The 20648-nt window shown below is 70.3% G+C and carries 19 protein-coding genes and 1 tRNA gene; 17 read left to right on the top strand and 3 right to left on the bottom strand.

Going from position 1 to position 20648, the window contains the following annotated elements:
- Positions 1-51 precede the first annotated feature (51 nt).
- The 3 genes from IM778_RS03360 (at position 52) to IM778_RS17975 (ending at position 3688) form a co-directional block, all read left to right on the top strand.
- Positions 52-1425, top strand: a complete 1374-nt coding sequence (locus IM778_RS03360) for an FAD-dependent oxidoreductase (RefSeq protein WP_194410683.1) — start codon at positions 52-54, stop codon at positions 1423-1425.
- A gap of 23 nt (positions 1426-1448) precedes the next feature.
- Complete coding sequence (locus IM778_RS03365) at positions 1449-2447, top strand: alpha/beta hydrolase (protein WP_194410684.1); 999 nt, start codon at positions 1449-1451, stop codon at positions 2445-2447.
- Between the two features lie 950 nt (positions 2448-3397).
- Positions 3398-3688, top strand: a complete 291-nt coding sequence (locus IM778_RS17975; RefSeq protein WP_228484821.1) for a hypothetical protein — start codon at positions 3398-3400, stop codon at positions 3686-3688.
- A 44-nt stretch (positions 3689-3732) separates the two neighbouring features.
- Here IM778_RS17975 and IM778_RS03375 read toward each other — a convergent pair whose 3' ends face one another.
- Positions 3733-4221 carry a YajQ family cyclic di-GMP-binding protein gene (locus IM778_RS03375; RefSeq protein WP_194410685.1) on the bottom strand — a complete coding sequence of 163 codons (489 nt, stop codon included), beginning with the start codon at positions 4219-4221 and terminating at the stop codon, positions 3733-3735.
- A gap of 283 nt (positions 4222-4504) precedes the next feature.
- Between IM778_RS03375 and IM778_RS03380 the strand changes: the two genes are divergently transcribed.
- The 10 genes from IM778_RS03380 (at position 4505) to IM778_RS03425 (ending at position 15750) form a co-directional block, all read left to right on the top strand.
- Positions 4505-5755: a sugar ABC transporter substrate-binding protein gene (locus IM778_RS03380; protein WP_194410686.1), complete on the top strand. Its 1251-nt coding sequence runs from the start codon at positions 4505-4507 to the stop codon at positions 5753-5755.
- Between the two features lie 75 nt (positions 5756-5830).
- The gene (locus IM778_RS03385) at positions 5831-7450 is read left to right on the top strand and encodes an ABC transporter permease subunit (protein WP_194410687.1); all 1620 of its coding nucleotides are present in this window, start codon (positions 5831-5833) and stop codon (positions 7448-7450) included.
- Between the two features lies 1 nt (position 7451).
- On the top strand, positions 7452-8438 hold the full coding sequence (locus tag IM778_RS03390; protein ID WP_194410688.1) for a sugar ABC transporter permease: 987 nt from the start codon (positions 7452-7454) through the stop codon (positions 8436-8438).
- 4 nt (positions 8439-8442) lie between these two features.
- Positions 8443-9927, top strand: a complete 1485-nt coding sequence (locus IM778_RS03395) for an alpha-amylase (RefSeq protein WP_194410689.1) — start codon at positions 8443-8445, stop codon at positions 9925-9927.
- A 149-nt stretch (positions 9928-10076) separates the two neighbouring features.
- On the top strand, positions 10077-11999 hold the full coding sequence (locus IM778_RS03400; RefSeq protein WP_194410690.1) for an alpha-amylase family glycosyl hydrolase: 1923 nt from the start codon (positions 10077-10079) through the stop codon (positions 11997-11999).
- A complete protein-coding gene (locus tag IM778_RS03405; protein ID WP_194410691.1) occupies positions 11996-12784 on the top strand; it encodes a hypothetical protein in 789 nt (262 codons plus the stop codon). Before IM778_RS03400 ends, IM778_RS03405 begins: the two co-directional genes overlap by 4 nt.
- An 84-nt stretch (positions 12785-12868) precedes the next feature.
- Entirely contained in the window at positions 12869-13783 is a 915-nt protein-coding gene (locus IM778_RS03410) for a bile acid:sodium symporter family protein (RefSeq protein ID WP_194410692.1), read from the top strand.
- Positions 13784-14169: 386 nt separating this feature from the next.
- The gene (locus tag IM778_RS03415) at positions 14170-14670 is read left to right on the top strand and encodes an FBP domain-containing protein (protein ID WP_194410693.1); all 501 of its coding nucleotides are present in this window, start codon (positions 14170-14172) and stop codon (positions 14668-14670) included.
- Positions 14667-15578 carry a PfkB family carbohydrate kinase gene (locus IM778_RS03420; RefSeq protein WP_194410694.1) on the top strand — a complete coding sequence of 304 codons (912 nt, stop codon included), beginning with the start codon at positions 14667-14669 and terminating at the stop codon, positions 15576-15578. Before IM778_RS03415 ends, IM778_RS03420 begins: the two co-directional genes overlap by 4 nt.
- A gap of 90 nt (positions 15579-15668) precedes the next feature.
- Positions 15669-15750 (top strand) — tRNA-Tyr (locus tag IM778_RS03425).
- A gap of 62 nt (positions 15751-15812) precedes the next feature.
- On the opposite strand, the gene IM778_RS03430 is transcribed toward IM778_RS03425, so the two are convergent.
- Complete coding sequence (locus IM778_RS03430) at positions 15813-16223, bottom strand: META domain-containing protein (protein WP_194410695.1); 411 nt, start codon at positions 16221-16223, stop codon at positions 15813-15815.
- Positions 16224-16289: 66 nt separating this feature from the next.
- Here IM778_RS03430 and IM778_RS03435 point away from each other — a divergent pair, with 66 nt between their 5' ends.
- Entirely contained in the window at positions 16290-16844 is a 555-nt protein-coding gene (locus tag IM778_RS03435; RefSeq protein WP_228484822.1) for a YbaK/EbsC family protein, read from the top strand.
- Between the two features lie 15 nt (positions 16845-16859).
- Here the strand turns inward: IM778_RS03435 and aztA are convergent, their stop codons facing one another.
- Positions 16860-17522 (bottom strand): zinc ABC transporter ATP-binding protein AztA, encoded by a 663-nt coding sequence (aztA, locus tag IM778_RS03440; RefSeq protein ID WP_194410697.1) that lies wholly within the window; start codon positions 17520-17522, stop codon positions 16860-16862.
- A gap of 55 nt (positions 17523-17577) precedes the next feature.
- Here aztA and aztB point away from each other — a divergent pair, with 55 nt between their 5' ends.
- From aztB to aztC, 3 genes are read left to right on the top strand one after another with little or no spacing between them, the layout of a single operon-like run.
- Positions 17578-18420 carry a zinc ABC transporter permease AztB gene (aztB, locus tag IM778_RS03445; protein ID WP_194410698.1) on the top strand — a complete coding sequence of 281 codons (843 nt, stop codon included), beginning with the start codon at positions 17578-17580 and terminating at the stop codon, positions 18418-18420.
- A gap of 32 nt (positions 18421-18452) precedes the next feature.
- Complete coding sequence (locus tag IM778_RS03450; protein ID WP_228484727.1) at positions 18453-19712, top strand: ABC transporter; 1260 nt, start codon at positions 18453-18455, stop codon at positions 19710-19712.
- The gene (aztC, locus tag IM778_RS03455; RefSeq protein ID WP_194410699.1) at positions 19709-20620 is read left to right on the top strand and encodes a zinc ABC transporter substrate-binding protein AztC; all 912 of its coding nucleotides are present in this window, start codon (positions 19709-19711) and stop codon (positions 20618-20620) included. The genes IM778_RS03450 and aztC overlap by 4 nt, the downstream gene beginning before the upstream one ends.
- The last annotated feature ends 28 nt before the right edge of the window (positions 20621-20648 follow it).

The raw sequence follows: 20648 nt of genomic DNA on the forward strand, positions 1-20648 counted from the left end.
GCGCTCGTTCAACGACCGGGCCGTGACGACCGGGGAACCGAAAGGACCCACATGACCAAGCTCCGGCTGGCGATCGTCGGTGCAGGACCGGCGGGCATCTACGCCGCCGACATCCTGCTGAAGGCCGAGCGCAAGTTCGACGTCTCGATCGATCTCTTCGAGCAGCTGCCGGCGCCGTACGGGCTCGTCCGGTACGGCGTCGCGCCCGACCACCCGCGCATCAAGGGCATCATCACGGCGCTGCGCGAGGTGCTCGACCGCGGCGACATCCGGCTCTTCGGCAACGTCCGCTTCGGTGAGGACATCTCCCTCGAAGACCTCAAGCGCCACTACCACGCCGTGATCTTCGCGACGGGGGCGATCCGCGACTCCGATCTCGACATCCCCGGCATCGACGCCGCCGGATCGTACGGGGCCGCGGACTTCGTCAGCTGGTTCGACGGCCACCCCGACGTTCCCCGCGAGTGGCCGCTGGATGCGGCATCCGTCGCCGTCATCGGCAACGGCAACGTCGCGCTCGACATCTCCCGCATGCTGGCCAAGCACGCCGACGACCTGCTGCCCACCGAGATCCCCGACAACGTCTACGAGGGGCTCGCCGCCTCGAAGGTCACCGACGTGCACGTGTTCGGCCGTCGTGGCCCCGCGAACGTCAAGTTCACGCCGCTCGAACTGCGCGAACTCGGCGAGCTGCGCGACGTCGACATGGTCGTCTACGACGAGGACTTCGACTACGACGAGGCCTCGCGCGCCGCGATCGCCAGCAACAAGCAGGTCATGGTCATCGACCGCGTGCTGCAGTCGTGGCGCAAGCGCGACTCCGTCAACAACGCCGGCGGCACCGCGTCGCGGCGTCTGCACCTGCACTTCTACGCCAAGCCGCTCGAAGTGAAGACGGATGCCGAGGGCCGGGTGTCGTCGTTCGTGTACGAGCGCACGCGTCCCGACGGCGAGGGCGGCGTGGTCGGCACCGGTGAGATCCGCGAGGTGCCGATCCAGGCGCTGTACCGTGCGGTCGGCTACTTCGGCTCGCCGCTGCCGGGCGTGCCGTTCGACATGCGGCACGGCGTGATCCCCAACCGCGAGGGGCAGGTGCTGAGCACGGACTCCAACCAGCGCGTGAACGGCGTCTACGCGACCGGCTGGATCAAGCGCGGGCCGGTCGGCCTCATCGGCCACACCAAGTCCGACGCGATGGAGACCATCCGCCACCTCATCAACGACCAGGGCACGTGGTGGCAGCCGGCGGACCCGTCCGAGAAGGCGATCCCCGAACTGCTGGCGTCCCGCGGCGTCGCGTGGACCGACCTCGAGGGGTGGCACCGGCTCGACGAGCACGAGATGGCCCTGGGCGCACCGAGCGAGCGGGCTCGCATCAAGGTCGTGCCGCGCGAGGACATGGTGAGCATCTCCCGCGGCGAGTGAGTTCGCGCACGTAGGCTGAGGCCATGGCCGGGCAGCTCCGACAATGGGTCCCAGATGTCCTCGGGGCTCCGTTCGAGCAGCTGACCTTGCCGCTCGGGGTCGACGACGAGGCCGGGCCTGTCGTCGCGACTCTGGTGCGCACCATCCCGAACCCTCTCACGTCGCTGTTCGCGCCGCTGCGCGACGTCGACGTGCTGGCGGTGCACGGCTGGTCGGACTATTTCTTCCAGCGCGAGGTGGCGCAGTTCTGGACGCGGCGCGGTGCGCGCTTCTACGCCCTCGACCTGCGCCGGTACGGGCGCAGCCTGCGCGACGGTGACGCGCCGGGCTACATCGACGACCTCGACGACTACGACGCCGACATCGAGGCGGCGCTCGAGGCGATGGGGCAGACGGATGCCGGCACCCGGCGCCGGCTGGTGCTCCTCGGTCATTCGACCGGCGGTCTGACACTGACGCTGTGGGCGGACCGGCACCCGGGGCGCGCCGCCGCGCTCGTGCTCAACAGCCCGTGGCTCGAGTTGCAGCTCGGTGCGATCGGCCGCCAGGCGCTCGCGCCTCTCGTCGAGATGCGCGCGCGGCTGGACCCGCGCGGGTCGCAGCCGGCGGTCGATCTCGGCTTCTACACGCGCGCCCAGGCCGAGATCGGCACCCTTCCGGCGGGGGAGGAGCAGGCGGCGTGGCGTCCCGAGCGCGGCTTCCCGACGGCGCCGGGCTGGCTCGCCGCGGTGCTGGACGGCCATCGCCGCGTCGCCGGCGGCGTCGAAGTCGGCTGTCCTGCGTTCGTGCTGCTCTCGGCCGAGTCGACCCCGCCGCTCGCGTGGCGGGACTCCATGACGTCGACCGACTCGGTACTGTGGGTCGACGACATCGCGCGGGCGGCCACGCGCATCGGGCGCCTCGTGACCATCGCGCGCATCGAGGGTGCGATCCACGACGTGTTCCTCTCGCGTCCCGGACCCCGTGCAGCGGCGTTCACGACGCTCGCGGAGTGGCTCGACGGCTACGTCGCACGCGGCTGACAAATGTCCCCCGAAGAGGGGACAGCGATGGTTCTACCAATCGGGATACACTTCTACACGAGGTGTCCCCAGCGCCTCACGGGAAGGCCCTCCCCAAGATCCTTCCCAGATCACGTCGTCAGGTGCCGTTCGCCGGGGGGTGGACGAGCGAATTATCGACGACGACAGGCCCCGGGTGTCCCCAGCACCCGGGGCCTTTTCGTTGCCCGCGAGGTGTGAGAAACGCGGATGCCTCGAGCGGGCATTCTGCGGACCGGGGGCGGAGCTTCAACCGATGACGATCCCGCGAACGCTCCGCTCTCCTGGTGCGATCAGCCCTGACGCCCCTTGTAGCCCGCTCGCCCCATGGCGCGCGGCTCGCCTAGCGCGCGCGGCTCGCCCCAGCGCCCACCGGTCGCCACGCCCCGCGCCGGCCAGCCGCTGCGCCGGGGTCAGCGCATGCGACCTGCCACACCTCGCGATCGCGAACGATCCGCACTCGTCGGTCATCTGCGTCGTCGATGCGGTGCACCTGGGGGACGACCTCCGCGACGGCAGGCCGCTCATCGGATCCGTGAGGCCGGGCGATGACAGGGGCGACTTCGGATCGCGCGCGCGCCAAGCGATCTCGTACCTCGAGTGCGCGACGCTGATCACCTTCGTGAACTGGGAATCGACGCCCACCGCGGAACTGTCGATCCTCATGGCGATCACCTCCCATCTCAATCCGACGGCACGGGTCCGTCTCTCCCGCGGGCCCGCAGAAGACGTCCATGCCCTGCTCGCGGCTGGGCGGAGCGCGCCCCCGCTGCTCGAGCGGGCCGGGTGGGTCCACGCCCTCAACGATGAGCACGGTCCCGACATGACCGATCGCCGCGTGACGACGTCGCGGTACGAGCAGCCGCGGCCGTTCCACCCAGGCCGACTGTCGACGGTGTTGGACGAACTCGATTCCGGTCGACTGGGGGACCATCCTCCGGTCGGCCGGCTTCTGTCGCCTCGCGACCCGTGCCGGCGTCCTCGCGCGCTGGAACCATGTCGGCTCGGCGATCTGGATCGACCCGATCGCCGCGGATGTGGAGACCGCGACGACGGCGCAAGACCTGCCGTTCACGGGCCTCGACCTCGACGTGTACGGAATTCGCGACGCGCTCGACACCGCCGCGATCACAGATGACGAGCTCGCCGCCGGTCCTGTGGCCTGGAGCCGTTTCGCTGATCCGCTTCCCGCGTGGTCCGTGAGTGTGGAGGAGATCCCGTGACCGAGCCGTTCACCTGGGCGACGCGACCACGCCAGGGGTGAGTACTAGCGGTAGTTGACGAACTGCAGGTCGACGTCGAGGTCGGCGGCCTTCAGCAGGCGCTGCACCTCCTGGAGGTCGTCGCGGGACTTCGACTGCACACGCAGCTCGTCTCCCTGGATCTGCGACTTCACCGACTTCGGGCCCTCGTCGCGGATGATCTTCGAGATCTTCTTCGCGTTCTCGGACGAGATGCCGTCCTTGATGGTCGAGGTGATGCGGTATTCCTTGCCGCTGGCGACCGGTTCGCCCGACTCGAGGCTCTTGAGCGAGATGCCGCGCTTGATGAGCTTGGACTGGAAGACGTCGAGCACGGCCTTCGCGCGCTCCTCGGAGTTCGCCTTGATCAGGACGGCTTCGCCGCTCCACTCGATCGAGGCCCCCGTGCCCTTGAAGTCGTAGCGCTGCTCGACCTCCTTGCGGGCCTGGTTGAGCGCGTTGTCGGCCTCCTGGTGGTCGACCTTGCTGACGATGTCGAAGGAGGAATCTGCCATGCGCGGCAGTCTATCGGCGTGCGCGCGCCGCGCAGCGGAGCCGGTGCCGGAGGCGCGAAGAGTCCCGGCCGCGTTCATGCAAGCGGTTCCACGGTGATGCGAATGTCACAGGGCGGTATCGATTGTCAAGGTGCGAGTTGCCTGAATCCTTGCCATCAGTCAGAATGTAAGCGCTTGCAGTTCCGGTGAACCCGTTCTCCGTTCGCTGCGGGCACTCAGGAACGGTCTTCAGCGTCGGCTCGAAGGTCGGCACTACATCAGCACTCAAGAGAGGCACCCACCAATGAAGGTGAACAAGAGGAGCATCGCCGCTTTCGGCGCGATCGCTGCTGTTTCGGCCCTGACCCTCGCCGGCTGCGCCGGCGGCGGCGCCGACAACGGAGACTCGGGCGACCAGGAGTCGGCCGGCGAGATCACGGTCTGGGTCGACGCGGACCGCGCGTCGGTCCTCGAGGACGCAGCTGCCGCGTTCACCGAGGAGACCGGTGTCGACGTCAAGCTCGTGCAGAAGGAGTTCGGCGACATCCGCGACCAGTTCGTCCAGCAGGTTCCGACGGGCGAGGGCCCCGACATCGCGGTGGGCGCTCACGACTGGCTGGGCGTTCTCGTCACCAACGGTGTCGTCGCCCCCGTCGAGCTCGGCGACTCGGCCGGCGACTACGAGCAGGTCGCCATCGACGCATGGAGCTACGAGGGCCAGGTCTACGGCGTTCCCTACGCGATCGAGAACATCGGTCTGCTGCGCAACACCGACCTCGTCCCCGAGGCGCCCACCTCGTACGACGACATGATCGCGAAGGGCCAGGCGGCCGGTACGGAGTACGCGTTCCTGGTCGGCCTCGACCCCGAGGCGGCCGACCCGTACCACCTCTACCCGTTCCAGACCTCGTTCGGCGCCCCGGTGTTCGGCACCGGCTCGGACGGCGGCTACGACCCCGCCGACCTGCAGATCGGCAACGAGGGCGGTCAGGCGTTCGCCACGTGGCTGGCCTCGCAGGGTGCAACCGGTGCCGGTGTGCTCAACACCAACATCAACGGCGACCTCGCGCGTGAGAACTTCGTCGCCGGCAAGTCGCCCTTCTTCCTCACCGGGCCGTGGAACGTGCCCGCTGCCGAGGAGGCCGGCCTCAACCTCGCCGTCGACCCGATCCCGTCCGCGGGCGGGCAGGCCGCGCAGCCGTTCGCAGGTGTGCAGGGCTTCTTCCTGAGCGCCGAGAGCGACAACAAGCTCGCCGCGACGGACTTCCTGGTGAACTACATCGGCAGCGAAGAGGTCCAGTCGGCCCTCTACGAGGTCGGTGGACGTACGCCCGCGCTGACCTCCGCCTACGAGGCCGCTGTCGCGAGCGACCCGATCACCGCCGGCTTCGGTGCCGTCGGCGCCGACGCGGTGCCGATGCCCAGCATCCCCGAGATGGGTGCCGTGTGGCAGTTCTGGGGCGTGACCGAGGGTGCGATCATCAACGGCGCCGGGGGCGACCCGGTCGAGCTGTGGAACAAGATGGCGGCCGACATCCAGGCCGAGATCGAGTAACCCGCGCAGCCGGGGCGGCGTCCGACAGGACGCCGTCCCGGCCCGGCGTTCCCGCAGCCCCGGAAAGAGGAGCCGATGACGACCCCGACGATTGACCGCGAGACCGCGGCCGAGACCATCAAGAGCAAGCGCTCGCGTCGCGCCGCCAAGATCGCCGAGGCCGCCGGCGCAGGATGGAAGCTCCTGCTGTTCAAGGTCGTCGCGCTCGGCATCATCGACGCCCTGGCGCTCTACGCCGCACTCGTCCTGTTCCAGAGCGAGCAGCTCATCCCGGCGATCCTCCTCCTGGCGATCACCGGCATTGCGAACTGGGTGTACTTCAGCCGCGGAAACCTCCCGGCCAAGTACCTGATCCCCGGACTCATCTTCCTGCTCGTCTTCCAGATCTTCGTCGCCGGCTACACCGCCTACATCGCCTTCACGAACTACGGCACCGGCCACAACAGCTCCAAAGAGAGCGCCGTCAACGCACTCATGCTCTCGGCGCAGGAACGCGTCCCCGACTCCCCGGCGTACGACGTGACGATCGTCGAGCAGCTCGGCGAGTTCTCGTTCCTCGTCACCGACCCCGACGGCGAGATCGAGCTCGGCGGGGTCGAGCGGCCGCTCCAGCCCGTCGACAACGCCGAGATCGAAGACGGCAAGGCCGTTTCGGTGCCCGGCTACAACACGCTGCGCTTCGCCGACGTCGTGGCGAACCAGAACGTCATCGCCGAGATGGCCGTACCGCTCAGCGATGATCCCAACGACGGCGCGCTGCGCACGCCCGACGGTTCCCGCGCCTACGTGTACCTGTCGAACCTCGAGTACGACGAGGCGGCGGGCACCATGACGGACACCCGCACCGGCACGGTGTACACCGACATCGGCACCGGCGCCTTCACCGCACCCAATGGCGCGGAGCTCCGGCCCGGATGGCAGATCAACGTCGGATTCGACAACTTCGTCCGGGCCTTCACCGAGGAATCGATCCGCGCACCGTTCCTCGCGGTGCTCGTGTGGACCTTCGTCTTCGCGTTCCTGTCGGTCTTCACGTGCTTCGCGCTCGGCCTCTTCCTCGCGATCGTCTTCAACGATCCGCGCATGAAGTCCAAGAAGTACTACCGGGTCATCATGATCCTGCCGTACGCGTTCCCCGGATTCCTGTCGGCGCTGGTCTGGGCCGGCATGATGAACCAGGAGTTCGGCTTCCTCAACGTCGTGCTGTTCGGCGGCGCCGACATCCCCTGGCTCACGAACGAATGGCTGGCGAAGTTCAGCATCATCCTCGTGAACCTCTGGCTGGGCTTCCCGTACATGTTCCTCATCTGCACGGGGGCGCTGCAGTCGATCCCCGACGACGTGCAGGAGGCGGCGCGCGTGGACGGCGCCAGCGCGTGGCAGATCTTCCGCAACATCAAGCTCCCGCTGCTGTTCGTGGCCGTGGCGCCGCTGCTGATCGCGTCCTTCGCCTACAACTTCAACAACTTCAGCCTGATCTACATGCTGACCGGCGGCGGGCCGCGCGATGTCGCCGCCGACGTGAATGTCGGGGCCACCGACATCCTCATCACGATGGTGTACAAGGTCGCCTTCGTCGGCTCGACCGCGGACTACGGCCTCGCGAGCGCGTTCTCGATCATCATCTTCCTGCTCGTCGCGACGATCTCGGTGATCGCGTTCCGACGCACCAAGGCACTCGAGGAGCTGAACTGAAATGAGCACTCTCCAGCCGGGCGCCCCCGCCGCGCGCAACCTTCTCGACCGCGTCGCTGCGGACGATGCCGATCTCGACACCGCCACCGGGCACGACGCCGGAGGCGTTCGGGGCGAGGCGCCACTGCCGCGGCGCCGCTTCAAGCGCTACTTCCGAGAGACCGGGTGGCGTCACCTCGTGGGCATCGTGATCACGGTGTTCGCCCTCTTCCCGCTGCTCTACATCGTGTCGGCGTCGCTGAACCCCGGCGGCACGCTGCTCACGGCCAACGCGCTCTTCTCGAACGTGAGCATGGAGAGCTACGTCGACCTGTTCCGCTCGTCGACCCATCCGTATGGCGCGTGGTTCGTCAACACACTCGTGATCGGCCTCGTCACGGCGGCGGGCACGGTGATCCTGGGTGCGCTCGCGGCGTACTCCTTCTCGCGCATGCGATTCACCGGGCGTCGCTTCGGGCTGACCACGCTGCTGGTGGTCCAGATGTTCCCGCAGATGCTGGCGATGGTCGCGATCTTCCTGCTCATGGTGCAGATCAGCGACATCTTCCCGGCGATCGGGCTCAACACGCAGATCGGCCTGATCATGGTGTACCTCGGTGGCGCGCTCGGGGTGAACACCTACTTGATGTACGGGTTCTTCAACACCGTCCCCTCGTCGATCGACGAGGCGGCGAAGATCGATGGCGCGGGGCACGCGCGCATCTTCTTCACGATCATCCTCCGCCTCGTCGCGCCGATCCTGGCGGTCGTCGGACTGCTCTCGTTCATCGGCACGTCCAGCGAGTTCGTCATCGCGAGCATCATCCTCATCGACCCCGACAAGCAGACGCTCGCGGTCGGGCTGTACAAGTTCATCTCCGACGAGTTCTCCAAGAACTGGAGCCTGTTCGCGGCCGGGGCCGTGCTCGCGGCGATCCTGCCGGTGGCGCTCTTCCTCGCGCTTCAGCGCTACATCGTCGGCGGTCTGACCGCAGGCAGTGTGAAGTAAGGGGATGCCTCGTCCGCGACGCTCCGATGCGCGTCGAGGTCTGCTCGCCGCGCTCGCGGCGCCGGCGCTGCTGGTGCTCGCCGCATGTGCGGCGGCCGGCGGCGCGACCGGCGAGCGGTCGGCACCCGATGTCGGCATCCAGCTCTTCCAATTGCCGTGGTCGGCGATCGCCGAGGAGTGCGAGACGACCCTCGGTCCGAACGGGTTCGCGTGGGTGCTGACCTCGCCCCCGAACGAGCACGTCGACCGCCCCGAGTGGTGGGCGTCGTACCAACCGGTGAGTTACCGCGTGGAGTCGCGGCTCGGCACGCGCGAGCAGTTCGCCGACATGGTGGCACGGTGCGACGCGGCGGGCGTGGACGTGATCGCCGACGCCGTGGTCAACCACATGGCGGGGCAGGACGCGCCGGGCGAGGGATTCGCGGGCACGCCGTACGCGCACGACGACTACCCGGGCCTGTACGGCGCGGAGGACTTCCATCACTGCGGGCTGACGGCGGATGACGACATCGACGACTACGACTCCCGCGAGCAGGTGCAGACGTGCGAACTCGTCAACCTCGCCGATCTCGACACGTCGAGCCCGCGTGTGCGCGAGCGGATCGTGGCCTACCTCGACGACCTGCTCTCGCTCGGCGTCGCGGGCTTCCGGATCGACGCGGCCAAGCACATGGCCGCGGACGACGTCGCGGCCATCGTCGCCGAACTGCCCGAGGGGACGCGCGTCTTCAGCGAGGTGATCCGCGGCGGGGGCGAGCCCATCGTTCCCGAGGAGTACGCCGGGTTCGGCGAGGTGTTCGAGTTCACGTATGCGCGCGACCTCGCCCCTCAGCTCGGGAACGGCATCTTCGCGGATCCCGTCCTCGACGGAGACCGTCCGCTGCACGTCCCCTCTGACGCCGCCCTCGTCTTCATCGACAACCACGACACCGAACGCGGCGAGGCGGGCGTCACGTACCGCGCCGGGCCGCTCTACGTGATCGCGAACGCCCTGATGCTGGCCGACGACTACGGCACTCCGGTCGTGTACTCCGGGTACGCGTTCAGCGGTCGTGACGCCGGCGCTCCCGCGGACGCCGGGGGATCCGTGCTGCCGGCCTCGTGTGCGGGCGTCGAGGGACCTGCGCAGTCCTACGCCGACGGCGATCGCACGTGCGTGCAGTCGTGGCGCGCGATCGCCGGCCTGCTCGAGTTCCGCGCCGTGGCGGGCGCGGCGCCGCGACTCGAGGGGGTCGACGAGGGCGACGCCTACGGGTTCGAGCGCGAAGGCAGGGGCGTCGTCGCCGTGAACGTCGGGGACGAGCCGCAGCGCATCGAGGTGCCCACGACGCTGCCGGCCGGCGAGTACTGCGATGTCGTCTCGGGCGGCGCCGGTGCGGAAGACGACGACGGATGCCGCGGCACAACTTATCGGGTCGATGACGGCACGGCCGTCTTCACGCTCGATCCGTTCGCCGCGGCGGCGATCCACCTCGAATCCCGGCGCTGACCGCGCGGAGAACCCGCGAACCGTGTCAGGATCGTGGCGGCACAACTGAACAACAACTCAAGGGCTCTGTCATGGCTCCCGCCGTGCAACCACGTCGCACCGATCTCTCATCCGGCGGCGCTGCCGCCTGTTTCACGAAAGGCCAGAGCATGACAACCCTTCTTCCGCACCACGACGGCTCGTCGCTGTACGTCTCGAACCTTGCGCCGTCGCTCGGCGATGTCGTCACCGTCCGGCTGCGCGTGCCCGAGGGGTACGGGCCGCTCGCGGCGGTCCGCACGCGCTCCAACCCCGATCACGAGCCGGAATGGACGGATGCCGTGCGCCTCGGCACGATCGACGGCTGGGAGTGGTGGGAGGCGCCGGTCACGGTGCGCAACCCGCGCCACGGCTACCGGTGGCTGCTCGTCCACGAGGCCGGTCCCGACGGCTCGCCGGGCGCCGTCGAGTGGCTCAACCAGACCGGGCTGCACACGCTCGAGACGCTCGACGCCGAGGACTTCGCGCTCCTCAGCTACCCGGCGCCGCCGGCGTGGCTGACGGATGCCGTGATGTACCAGGTCTTCCCCGACCGCTTCGCCCGTTCGGCGCAGGCCGACACGCATGCGACTCCCGAGTGGGCGGTCGCAGCGAGCTGGGACACCCCGGTGGACCCGGTCATGCCCGGGCGCTCGCAGCAGTTCTACGGCGGCGATCTCGACGGCGTCACCGAGAAGCTCGACCATCTCGTGTCGCTCGGCGTGAACCTCCTCTATCTCACCCCGATCTTCCCGGCGGCCTCGAACCACCGCTACGACGCCTCCAGCTTCCACAGCGTCGACCCGCTGCTCGGCGGCGACGAGGCCTACATCCGCCTCGTGGAGGCGGCCCATGCCCGCGGCATCCGTGTCATCGGCGACCTCACGAGCAACCACTCGGGCGACCGGCACGAGTGGTTCCAGGCGGCTCTCGGCCACCCGGGCGCGCCGGAGGAGGAGTTCTACTACTTCACCGACGGCGCGAACACGCAGTACGAGTCGTGGCTCGGCACGCCGACGCTGCCGAAGTTCAACTGGGCATCGCAGGAGCTGCGCCGGCGCTTCATCGACGGCCCCGACTCGGTGGTCGCGAAGTGGCTGAAGCCGCCGTACTCGACCGACGGCTGGCGCATCGACGTCGCGAACATGACCGGGCGGCTCGGCGAGATCGACCTCAACGCCGAAGTGCGGCAGCTGCTGCGCCAGACGATGATCGAGATCAACCCCGACACGATCCTGCTGGGGGAGTCGACGAACGACGCCGCGAGCGACCTGCAGGGCGACGGCTGGCACGGCGCGATGACGTATCCGTCCTTCACGCGGCCGCTGTGGGGCTGGCTCTCCGAGCCGACCGGCACGCCGTACCTCACGGCGGAGGGCGACGAGAAGACGGAACCGTGGTTCTTCGGGCAGCCTATCGGCGGCATCCCCCGCTACACCGCGCGGGAGTTCGTCGATGCGGTGGTCCGCTTCACCGGCGGCATCCCCTGGCGCGTGCGGCTCGGCAACATGCAGCCGCTCGACACCCACGACACCGGCCGGTTCGCGACCAACGCGGCGCCGGGGACCATCCCCGTCGCGGTCGGCCTCATGATGACGATGCCGGGCCTGCCGGTGGTGTTCGCGGGCGACGAGTTCGGCCTCGTGGGCGCCGACGGCGAGGCGAGCCGGACGCCCATCCCGTGGGGCACCGAGACCGAGCCCGAGACCGCCGCGCGCATCGCGCTGTACCGCGACCTCATCGCCCTGCGTCACGCGCACCCCGCGCTCGCGACCGGCGGTCTGCGGTGGGTGCACGTCGACGACAACACCGTGGTCTTCGTGCGCGAGTCTGCCGACGAGACGCTTCTCGTGCTGGCGGCGAAGGGCGACGCGGATGCCGAGATCGCGGCATCCGCTCTCCCCGGTGCGGTCGGTGCCGAGGCGCTGTTCGGCGACGCGACTCTGGCGGTCGCCGACGACGGCGCGGTGCTGCTGTCGGCGGACGGTCCCGCGTTCGCGGTGTGGCGTCTCGCCGGTGTGTCGCTGCCCGTGCTCGACGACGCCCGCGCATGACGGCTCCGGATCGCTTCGACGAACTCAGCGCCGGGCTCGTGGCCGGAGTGCGGGCGCGGGACGAGCTCATCGGCCTCGTGCTCCTCGGTTCCGCATCGGAGGAGGCACGTGACCGCCGCGACGAGTGGTCGGATCACGATTTCTTCGCGCTGACCGCGTCGGGGAAGGGGGCCGCGGTGCGGCCCGACCTGTCGTGGCTGCCCGACCAGGAGCGGATCGTGCTCACCGCGCGCGAGGGCGAGATCGGGTTCGCCGCCGTCTACGACGACGGGCACGTGTTCGAGTTCGCCTTCTCGGACGCCGCCGAACTCGCGGGGGCAGTCGCCGGCGACGCGAGCGTCGTGGTCGACGACGGGGCCGGCACGACCGCGGCGCTGATCACGGAGGCCCGTGCCCGCGCCGCCGCCGCCGACCGGTTCGATGCCGCGAACGACGTGCGGCTCGTCCTGGTGAAGCTCCTCATCGGGGTCGGCCGCGTGCGCCGGGGCGAGGTGATCAACGGGAACGGCTTCATCCGGCAATGGGCCGTGCAGCATCTCGTGCGGGCCATCCGCGGTCGCTTCGCCGAGGCATCCACCACTCTCCGCGACACGATCGACCCGCTGCGACGGTTCGAGCGCGACTTCCCGCGGTGGGGTGCCGACATCGGCGCGACGCTGGACCTGCCGATAGAGGAGTGCGCGTACGAGCTGTACCGCATGACCCGGCGGGTGCTCGAGCCGGGCTGGGCGGAGTTCCCCTCAGAAGCCGCGGACGTCGTCGCGGTGCGCCTCGGCTGGAGGTGATGTCCGGGTTGTCCACGGTTCCGCGGCGGCGGGACTGTGGACAACCCGCGACACGGGGTCGCACGGTGGGGCACACTGAGTCCCATGTCAGCGTTGACCACCATCGGGCTGCCCGTAGCCCTCGGCATCATCATGCTCGGTCTCGGCCTGAGCCTCACCGTGGGCGACTTCGCCCGCGTGCTCAAGCAGCCCAAGGCGGTGATCATCGCCCTGCTGTGCCAGCTCGTCCTGTTGCCTGCGATCTGCTTCGGGCTCGTCCTCGCGTTCCAGCTCCCGCCCGTGCTCGCCGTCGGCATGATGATGCTGGCCGCCTCGCCCGGCGGCACGACCGCGAACCTCTACAGCCACCTGTTCCGCGGCGACGTCGCCCTGAACATCTCGCTCACGGCGGTCAACTCCGTCATCGCGGTGTTCACGCTGCCGATCATCACGAACCTCTCGATCCTGTACTTCGACCCGTTCGACGATCAGCTGGGCATGCAGTGGGCCAAGACGCTCGAGGTGTTCGCGATCGTGCTGCTGCCGGTCGCCGCCGGCATGGCCGTGCGGCGCCTCTGGCCCCGTTTCGCCCAGGCGATGGACAAGCCGGTGCGCATCGCGTCGGTCGTCATCCTCGTCATCGTGATCGCCGGCGCGGTCGTGCAGAACTGGACGCTGCTGGTCGAGAACTTCGGCCGCCTGTCGCTCATCACGACCCTGTTCTGCGTCATCAGCCTCACCGTCGGCTACCTCGCGCCGCGCCTCATCAAGGTGGGGAAGCGACAGTCGATCGCGTCGTCGTTCGAGATCGGCATCCACAACGCCACGCTCGCGATCGTGATCGCACAGACCGTGCTCGGCTCGGTCGAGCTGTCGCTGCCCGCCGCTGTGTACGGCGTGCTGATGTTCTTCATCGCATTCGGCTTCGGCTTCCTCATCCGCGACCGCTCCCGCGCCCCCGAGACCGCCGACGCCACGCCCGCCCCCTCCGCCTCGCCCCCCTCCGCTCCGCGCCCCTGATCCTGGGCCCTAGGCCCTAGGCCCTAGGCCCTAGGCCCTAGGCCCTAGGCCCTAGGCCCTAGGCCCTAGGCCCTAGGCCCTAGGCCCTAGGCCCTAGGCTCGTCGCCCCTGGCCCCTGGCGCTGGGCCCGTCGCCCCTGGCCCTGGGGCTGGGCCCGTCGCCCCTGGCCCTGGGGCTGGGCCCGTCGCCCCTGGCCCTTGACCGCGAGAGTGCAGCTGGCGGACGAGGGTGTGGGTACTCCCCACGCCCTCGGCGACCAGGTGCACTCTCGCGGGTGGAGCGCGCGGCGGCGGCCGAGACCGCGGACGCCACGCGGGGGAGGGCGCGGGGGGTACGGGGTGGCGGAGAAGCCCGTCGTTCGTAGACTGGGGCGGCGAGGAGGTGCCATGCGCCCGCTGACCGAAGAGGACGTGCGTTCGTCGTTCGTGAACGCGTCGCCCGACGAGCTGCGGCTCGTCACGCTGCCCGCCGATTTCGTGCTCACCGACTGGGACCACCTGGACTTCCTGGCGTGGCGCGACCCACGCACCCGAGGCCGCGGCTACCTGGTCGCCGAGCTGGACGGCGAGCCGACGGGCATCGTGCTGCGTGCGGCCGACGGCTCGTCGCGTGCCCGCGCGGCGATGTGCAACCTCTGCCACACGATGCAGCCGGCCGACCAGGTCGTGCTCTACACCGCCCGCAAGGCGGGCGAGGCGGGAGCGCACGGCGACAGCGTCGGCACCTACATCTGCGCCGACCTGTCGTGTCACGAGATGGTGCGGCTCGCGGCTCCCCTCGCGCCGAACGAGGTACGGGCGAGCGTCGACCTGAAGATCGACGGCACGAAGCGGCGCACCGAGGCGTTCGTCGGCCGCGTGCTCGAGACCGCCGGGGTGCCGCGATGACCGTCGTCGTGATCGGCGACGCGCTCATCGACGAGCTGCGCGACGACTCCGGCGTGCGCGAGTTCGTCGGCGGCGCCGCGCTCAACGTCGCCGTCGGCCTCACGCGGCTCGGAGTGCCCGCGACGCTCGTCGCGATGCTCGGCGACGACGAGCCCGCCTCGCGCGTGCGTCACTACCTCGACGACTACGGCGTCGGGCTTCTCGCGACGCCGTCGCTGCACGGCACCGCGCGCGCCGTCAGCACGCGCACCGGCGGCGGCGAGCCGACCTACGTCTTCAACGAGGCGTCGCAGCGGCGGCGCATCCGGTTCGGCGACGCCGAACGCAAGGCGATGACGGATGCCGACCTCGTCGTCGTCAGCTGCTTCGCGTTCGACGACGCCGAGCAGACGGCCGAGCTGGCCGACGCGATCACCGCGGCCGAGGCATCCGTCGCCGTCGACCCCAACCCGCGAACGGGGATGCTGCACGACAAGGACGAGTTCGTGCGGGGCTTCGAGCGGCTCGCCGCCGGGGCATCGCTGGTCAAGGTCGGCGAGGACGATGCGGCGCTGCTGTACGGCGATCGCCTCGACGCGCTGCGGGCGCGTCTGATCGACCTCGGCGCGCGCGCCGTGCTGGCGACCGAGGGCGCTGCCGGCGCGACCATCGAGGCCGACGGCACGGTGGTGACCCGGCCCATCTCGACCCTTCCCGGGCGCATCGTCGACACGATGGGTGCCGGCGACGCCGCGTTCGCCGCGACGATCGCCGCTCTCGTCACCGACGAGCCGTCGGGGTCGGACTACTGGGGTGCCGTGCTGCAGGCTGCGATGGATGCCGCGGCCGCGACGTGCCGGTTCGAGGGGGCGCTGCTGCGCACCCCGAGTGCGCTCGCGGCGCTCGATCCCGACAGCGTCGGCACGTAGACCGGGCTCGATTTTCGACCGCGCGGAAGACAGCGTAAGATTGTGGATCGCGCCTCCGGTCGACTGTACAAGCCGGGCGGGTGCGCACCTGGCGAGTTACCCAAGCGGCCAAAGGGATCTGACTGTAAATCAGCTGTCATCGACTTCGGGGGTTCGAATCCCTCACTCGCCACCCGAATCCGAAAGGCCCCCGCGATGCGGGGGCCTTTCGCATGTGCGGGGCGGGTTGTCCGCTCACTCCTCCGGGACGCGGGGGAGGGTCCCGATGGCATCGCCGTCCTCGTCGAAGACCACCAGCGTGTCCTCGCGGACGACGGCGGTCGAAGGCCGGAGCCACACGTCGAGACCCGAGCACGCCACCAGGGTGACGAAGACGTCGTGGAACTCGACGGTTCCGTGCTCGAGTTCCCACGTCCCGCCCATGGAGTTGCAGCCGTCGTGGGCCTGCATCGTCCCGTCGGGCAGGATCGTGAGGTAGGTGCTGCGATCGGCGATCTCGCCCCACTGGCCGACCGGGTCGCCGCCGCGCATCGCCGGGGCCACCGGGCCGACGACTCCGGAACCTCCCGGCGCGCACGCGGTGAGGAGGAGGCTGAGGGCTCCGGCGAACGCGAGGGGGAGCGTCCATCTGCGACGGCGCGGCATGCGCACATGATGCCACGGCGCCGTGGGGCGCGCCTGAGGATTCGGCGCGGTTAGTCTGGGCCGATGATGTGGACCGCGACCGGCACCCTGACCGCACAGCCCGCGACGCAGCATCCTGAGCTCGTCGCCGCGCCGGTCTCCACGGCCCTGAAGAGCCTCGCGCCGGAGGTCGCCGCGACGGTCGGCGTCGTCGAGATCGACCCGGCGCTCGCCGACACCGCCGCGTTCTGCGAGCGCTACGGAGTGGCACCGGATGCCTCGGCCAACTGCGTCATCGTCAAGGGCAAGCGCGGCGGCGACGTGCGATTCGCCGCGTGCCTGGTGCTCGCGACCACGCGCGCCGACGTCAACGGCATCGTGCGCCGGCGCCTCGATGTGCGCAGCGCGTCGTTCGCGCCGATGGATGAGGCCGTCGCGCTCACCGGCATGGAGTACGGCGGCATCACGCCGGTGGGGCTCCCAGCGGGCTGGCCGATCCTCGTGGACCCGGAGGTCGCCGACGCCCCCGAGGTCGTCATCGGCGGGGGAGTGCGCGGCAGCAAGCTGTTCCTGCCCGGCGCGGCCCTGCTCGCGCTGCCGGGCGCCGAGCTCGTCGAAGGGCTCGGTCGGCCCCTCGGCTGAGGCATCCCCTGGCGGTCAGCCGGTGATCGAGTCGCCGACGACCCTGCCGGCTTCGAGCCGGATGACCCTGTCCGCCATCGCGATCACCTCGAGGTCGTGCGTCACGCACACGACTGCGGTGCCTCGCCCGGCCTCCGCCGCGATCGCCGTCCGGATCCGCTCGCCGCTGTCGGCATCCAGTGCCGTGGTGGGTTCGTCGAGCAGGAGCAGGTCCGCCCCGCGTGCCAGGCCCTGCGCGAGCAGCGCGCGCTGACGCTGACCTCCCGACAGCTCCGAGAACGGGCGTCGCTGCAGTGCCGTCAGTCCCAGGCTCTCGAGGGCATCGTCGACGGCGCGCCGCGCGATCGCGTCCATGCGACGCCACGGTCCGAGTCGCCCCCACGCGCCGACCGTTACGACGTCGCGCACGGTGACGGGGAGCCGTTCGGCCACCGCGGCCCGCTGGGGGACGAAGCTCGACGACGCGTCATCGCGGACGACGAGACCCGCGGAGGGGCGCCGCGTCCCGGCGAGCACCTCGAGGAGCGTGGACTTTCCCGCCCCGTTCGGGCCGGCGATCACCGTCAGCGCTGAGCGCTGCACGACGACGTCGACGTGGCAGAGCACGTCGCGCCCGCCGAGTTCGACGTGGACGCCCTCCAGCCGGGCGATCTGCGGACGGGTCGTGACAAGGGACATGCCACGACCCTATCGAGTTTGAGAATCGTTCTCAATAACGCTACGGTCGTCTCCCGTGACCTGGATCGCCGAACCCTTCTCGCTCGACTTCGTGCAGCGCGCCTTCCTCGGCGGTGCGCTCGTCGCCGTGCTGTGCGGGGTCGTCGGGACGTGGGTGGTCGTCCGCGGCATGGCGTTCCTCGGCGAGGCCCTCGCGCACGGGATGCTTCCCGGGGTGGCGTTCGCGACGGTGCTCGGCTTCCCCGTCGTACTCGGCGCGACGGCCAGCGCCATCGCGATGAGCCTCGGAATCGGAGCGCTGCAGCGCCGCGGCCGCCTGTCGTACGACACCAGCATCGGGATGCTCTTCGTCGCGATGCTCGCTCTGGGCGTCATCGTGATCTCGTACTCGGGCAGCTTCGCGACGGATGCCACGGCCATCCTCTTCGGCGACATCCTGGCGATCTCCCTCCCCGACCTCCTGGGCCTCGCGATCGCGACGGCCGCCGGTCTCGCCCTCGCCGCGGCCGCGCATCGACCGCTCGTCGCGCTCGCGATCGACCCCCGCACCGCAGCGGTGCTCGGGCTCGCCCCGCGCGCGGCACAGGCGGCGCTGGTCGCGCTGGTCACTCTCGCGATCGTCGCGTCGTACCAGGCCGTCGGGTCGCTCCTCGTGGTCGGCCTGCTCCTGGCACCGTCCGTCGCCGCCGCGCAGTGGACGTCGCGAATCCCCACCCGCATGGTCCTGGCCGGTGTGCTCGGGGTGGGCGCCGTCACCGCGGGGCTTCTGCTGTCGTGGCACGCCGGAACCGCGGCGGGCGCGTCGATCGCGCTCTCCGCGATCGGCCTGGCCGGCCTGTCGTGGATGCTCCGCGCCGCTCGCGACGGCCTCACCGCGCCGGCACCCGCCGCCGCCTGAATCGCACCATCTCCCCGACACGAAAGGACTCTGTGTTCCGCTCCGCCTTCGCGCTCCCCGCCCTCGGGATCCCCGCCCTCGGGATGCTGCTCGCGCTCCTCGCCGGATGCGCGGCTCCCACGGCCGGCGCTCCCGCCGCTCTGCCCTCGGACGACGGTCACGGCGACATCGCCGGCGCGACCGAGGTGAGCGAGCCGTCCCTCGGGCTGACGACCGTCGATCCGGAGGGCGCGGTGAGTCACCTCGATCTGCTCGACGAGGAGGTCACCGGACTCGGCGCGATCGCACCGCCTTCGACCGTGACGGGCGACGGCCGCTACCTGTTCGCTTCGGGCCCCGGGGGCGTCACCGTCGTCGACAGCGGGCGCTGGACGTGGGATCACGTCGATCACTTCCACTACTACGTCGCCGAGCCCCGCATCGTCGGAACCGTGCGAGGCGAGGGCCCGGCGACCGTCGCCACCACGAACTCGTCCACCAGCGGAGGCACCGGGGTCTTCTTCGCCGACACCGGCGAAGCGGTGCTCCTCGACACCGAGGCCCTGTCGAAGGGAGAGCTCGCCGAACTGTTCCGACTCGAGGTCGAGCCGCATGACGGCTTGGTCGTGCCCGTCGGATCGTTCGCGCTCGTGACCGAGGCGCAGTCCCCGGGTGCGGCTGGAGCGGTCGCGGGGACCGTCACGGTTCACGACGAGAGCGGGATGCCGGTGCCCGGCGCGTCGGCGGAATGCGCCGACGCCCGCGGAACCATCACGACGCGCGTGGGTGCGGTCATCGGCTGCGCCGACGGCGCGCTGCTGGCGACAGTCGACGCCGGCGCCGTCGTGCTCGAGCGGATCGCGTACCCCGAGGACGCGACGGCGCCACCGGCGACGGCGTTCGCGAATCGCGAGGGGCGGCCCACTGTCGCGGGCCTCGCCGGCGATGCCGGAATCTGGCTGCTCGACACGCGCGAGCGGTCGTGGACGCTGCTGCCCGCGCCCGCCCCCCTCGTGCAGGTGACCGCCGTCGACGACGCCGCGCAGCACGTGCTCGCGCTGTCCGCCGACGGGCGCGTCCTGGTGCTGGACGGCGCGACGGGCGCGGTGCTGGCCGAGACGGCCCCGCTCGTCGCCGAGTCGCTCGCCACCGGCGCCGGCGCGCCCCTGCTCATCGCGGATCAGCAGCGCGCGTACCTCAACGCGCCCGCGGAGCGGCGGCTGTACGAGATCGACTTCGCCGACGCGGCACGGATCGCCCGCGAGTTCGAGACTCCGACCGCACCGTCATCCGTTGTGGGGAGCGGGCGATGATCCGGCGGCTGATCCCGGCGCTTGCGACCGCGATGCTCGTGACGGCGCTCGCCGCGTGCGCTCCGGCATCCGATGACCGGCCGCTCGTCGTGGTGTCGACCAACATCCTCGGCGACGTGGTGACCGAGCTCGTCGGCGATGAAGCCGACGTGATGACGCTGATGCGCCCCAACGCCGACCCGCACTCGTTCGAGATCTCGGCGCAGGAGGCGGCCCGGCTGCGCGCAGCGGATCTCGTCGTCTCGAACGGGCTCGGACTCGAGGAGGGGCTGCAGCAGCACCTCGATGCGGCGGCCGCCGACGGCGTCGGCACGTTCGTCGCCGGCGACGTGATCGACATCCTCGACTACCGGGAAGGCGATGCGGCGGGTCTGCCCGACCCGCACTTCTGGACCGACCCGGCGCGGATGGCCGAGGTCGTCGACGCGCTCGTGCCTGCCCTCTCGCGACTGCCGGGCGTGGACGGTGCGGCGATCGCCGCGAACGCCGCGGATTACGGCGACGGACTGGCGGCCCTCGACGCCGACATGACCGAGGCGTTCGCCGCCATCCCCGGCGCACGCCGGGCCCTCGTCACCAACCACCATGTCTTCGGCTATCTCGCGGAGCGCTTCGACTTCCGCCTGATCGGCGCGGTGATCCCCGGCGGCACGACACTCGCCGCGCCGAGTGCCTCCGACCTCGCCGGTCTCGTCACGGCGATCGAGTCGACGGGCGTGCCCGCGATCTTCGCCGAGTCGTCATCGCCGGACCGCCTGATGCGGGCGCTCGCCGAGGAGGCCGATGTGCACGTCGAGGTCATCGAGCTGTACACCGAGTCGCTCACCGAGCCCGGCGGCGGCGCCGACACCTACCTGACCATGATGCGCGTCAACACGGAGCGCATCGCCACCGGGCTCTCGTCGTGAAGCCCACCACCAAGAAAGAGGACACTCT

The sequence above is a fragment of the Microbacterium cremeum genome, assembly GCF_015277855.1.
Taxonomy (GTDB): Bacteria; Actinomycetota; Actinomycetes; order Actinomycetales; family Microbacteriaceae; genus Microbacterium; species Microbacterium cremeum.

Bases quoted from the DNA above. Each gene is read 5' to 3' on its own strand.
- IM778_RS03390 (WP_194410688.1), top strand. From the start codon at position 7,452: ATGAGCACTCTCCAGCCGGGCGCCCCCGCCGCGCGCAACCTTCTCGAC.
- IM778_RS03385 (WP_194410687.1), top strand. From the start codon at position 5,831: ATGACGACCCCGACGATTGACCGCGAGACCGCGGCCGAGACCATCAAG.
- IM778_RS03360 (WP_194410683.1), top strand. From the start codon at position 52: ATGACCAAGCTCCGGCTGGCGATCGTCGGTGCAGGACCGGCGGGCATC.
- IM778_RS03430 (WP_194410695.1), bottom strand. From the start codon at position 16,223: ATGCCGCGCCGTCGCAGATGGACGCTCCCCCTCGCGTTCGCCGGAGCC.
- IM778_RS03380 (WP_194410686.1), top strand. From the start codon at position 4,505: ATGAAGGTGAACAAGAGGAGCATCGCCGCTTTCGGCGCGATCGCTGCT.
- IM778_RS03405 (WP_194410691.1), top strand. From the start codon at position 11,996: ATGACGGCTCCGGATCGCTTCGACGAACTCAGCGCCGGGCTCGTGGCC.
- IM778_RS03395 (WP_194410689.1), top strand. From the start codon at position 8,443: ATGCCTCGTCCGCGACGCTCCGATGCGCGTCGAGGTCTGCTCGCCGCG.
- IM778_RS03435 (WP_228484822.1), top strand. From the start codon at position 16,290: ATGTGGACCGCGACCGGCACCCTGACCGCACAGCCCGCGACGCAGCAT.
- IM778_RS03375 (WP_194410685.1), bottom strand. From the start codon at position 4,221: ATGGCAGATTCCTCCTTCGACATCGTCAGCAAGGTCGACCACCAGGAG.
- IM778_RS03400 (WP_194410690.1), top strand. From the start codon at position 10,077: ATGACAACCCTTCTTCCGCACCACGACGGCTCGTCGCTGTACGTCTCG.
- aztC (WP_194410699.1), top strand. From the start codon at position 19,709: ATGATCCGGCGGCTGATCCCGGCGCTTGCGACCGCGATGCTCGTGACG.
- aztA (WP_194410697.1), bottom strand. From the start codon at position 17,522: ATGTCCCTTGTCACGACCCGTCCGCAGATCGCCCGGCTGGAGGGCGTC.
- IM778_RS03420 (WP_194410694.1), top strand. From the start codon at position 14,667: ATGACCGTCGTCGTGATCGGCGACGCGCTCATCGACGAGCTGCGCGAC.
- IM778_RS03410 (WP_194410692.1), top strand. From the start codon at position 12,869: ATGTCAGCGTTGACCACCATCGGGCTGCCCGTAGCCCTCGGCATCATC.
- IM778_RS03365 (WP_194410684.1), top strand. From the start codon at position 1,449: ATGGCCGGGCAGCTCCGACAATGGGTCCCAGATGTCCTCGGGGCTCCG.
- IM778_RS03415 (WP_194410693.1), top strand. From the start codon at position 14,170: ATGCGCCCGCTGACCGAAGAGGACGTGCGTTCGTCGTTCGTGAACGCG.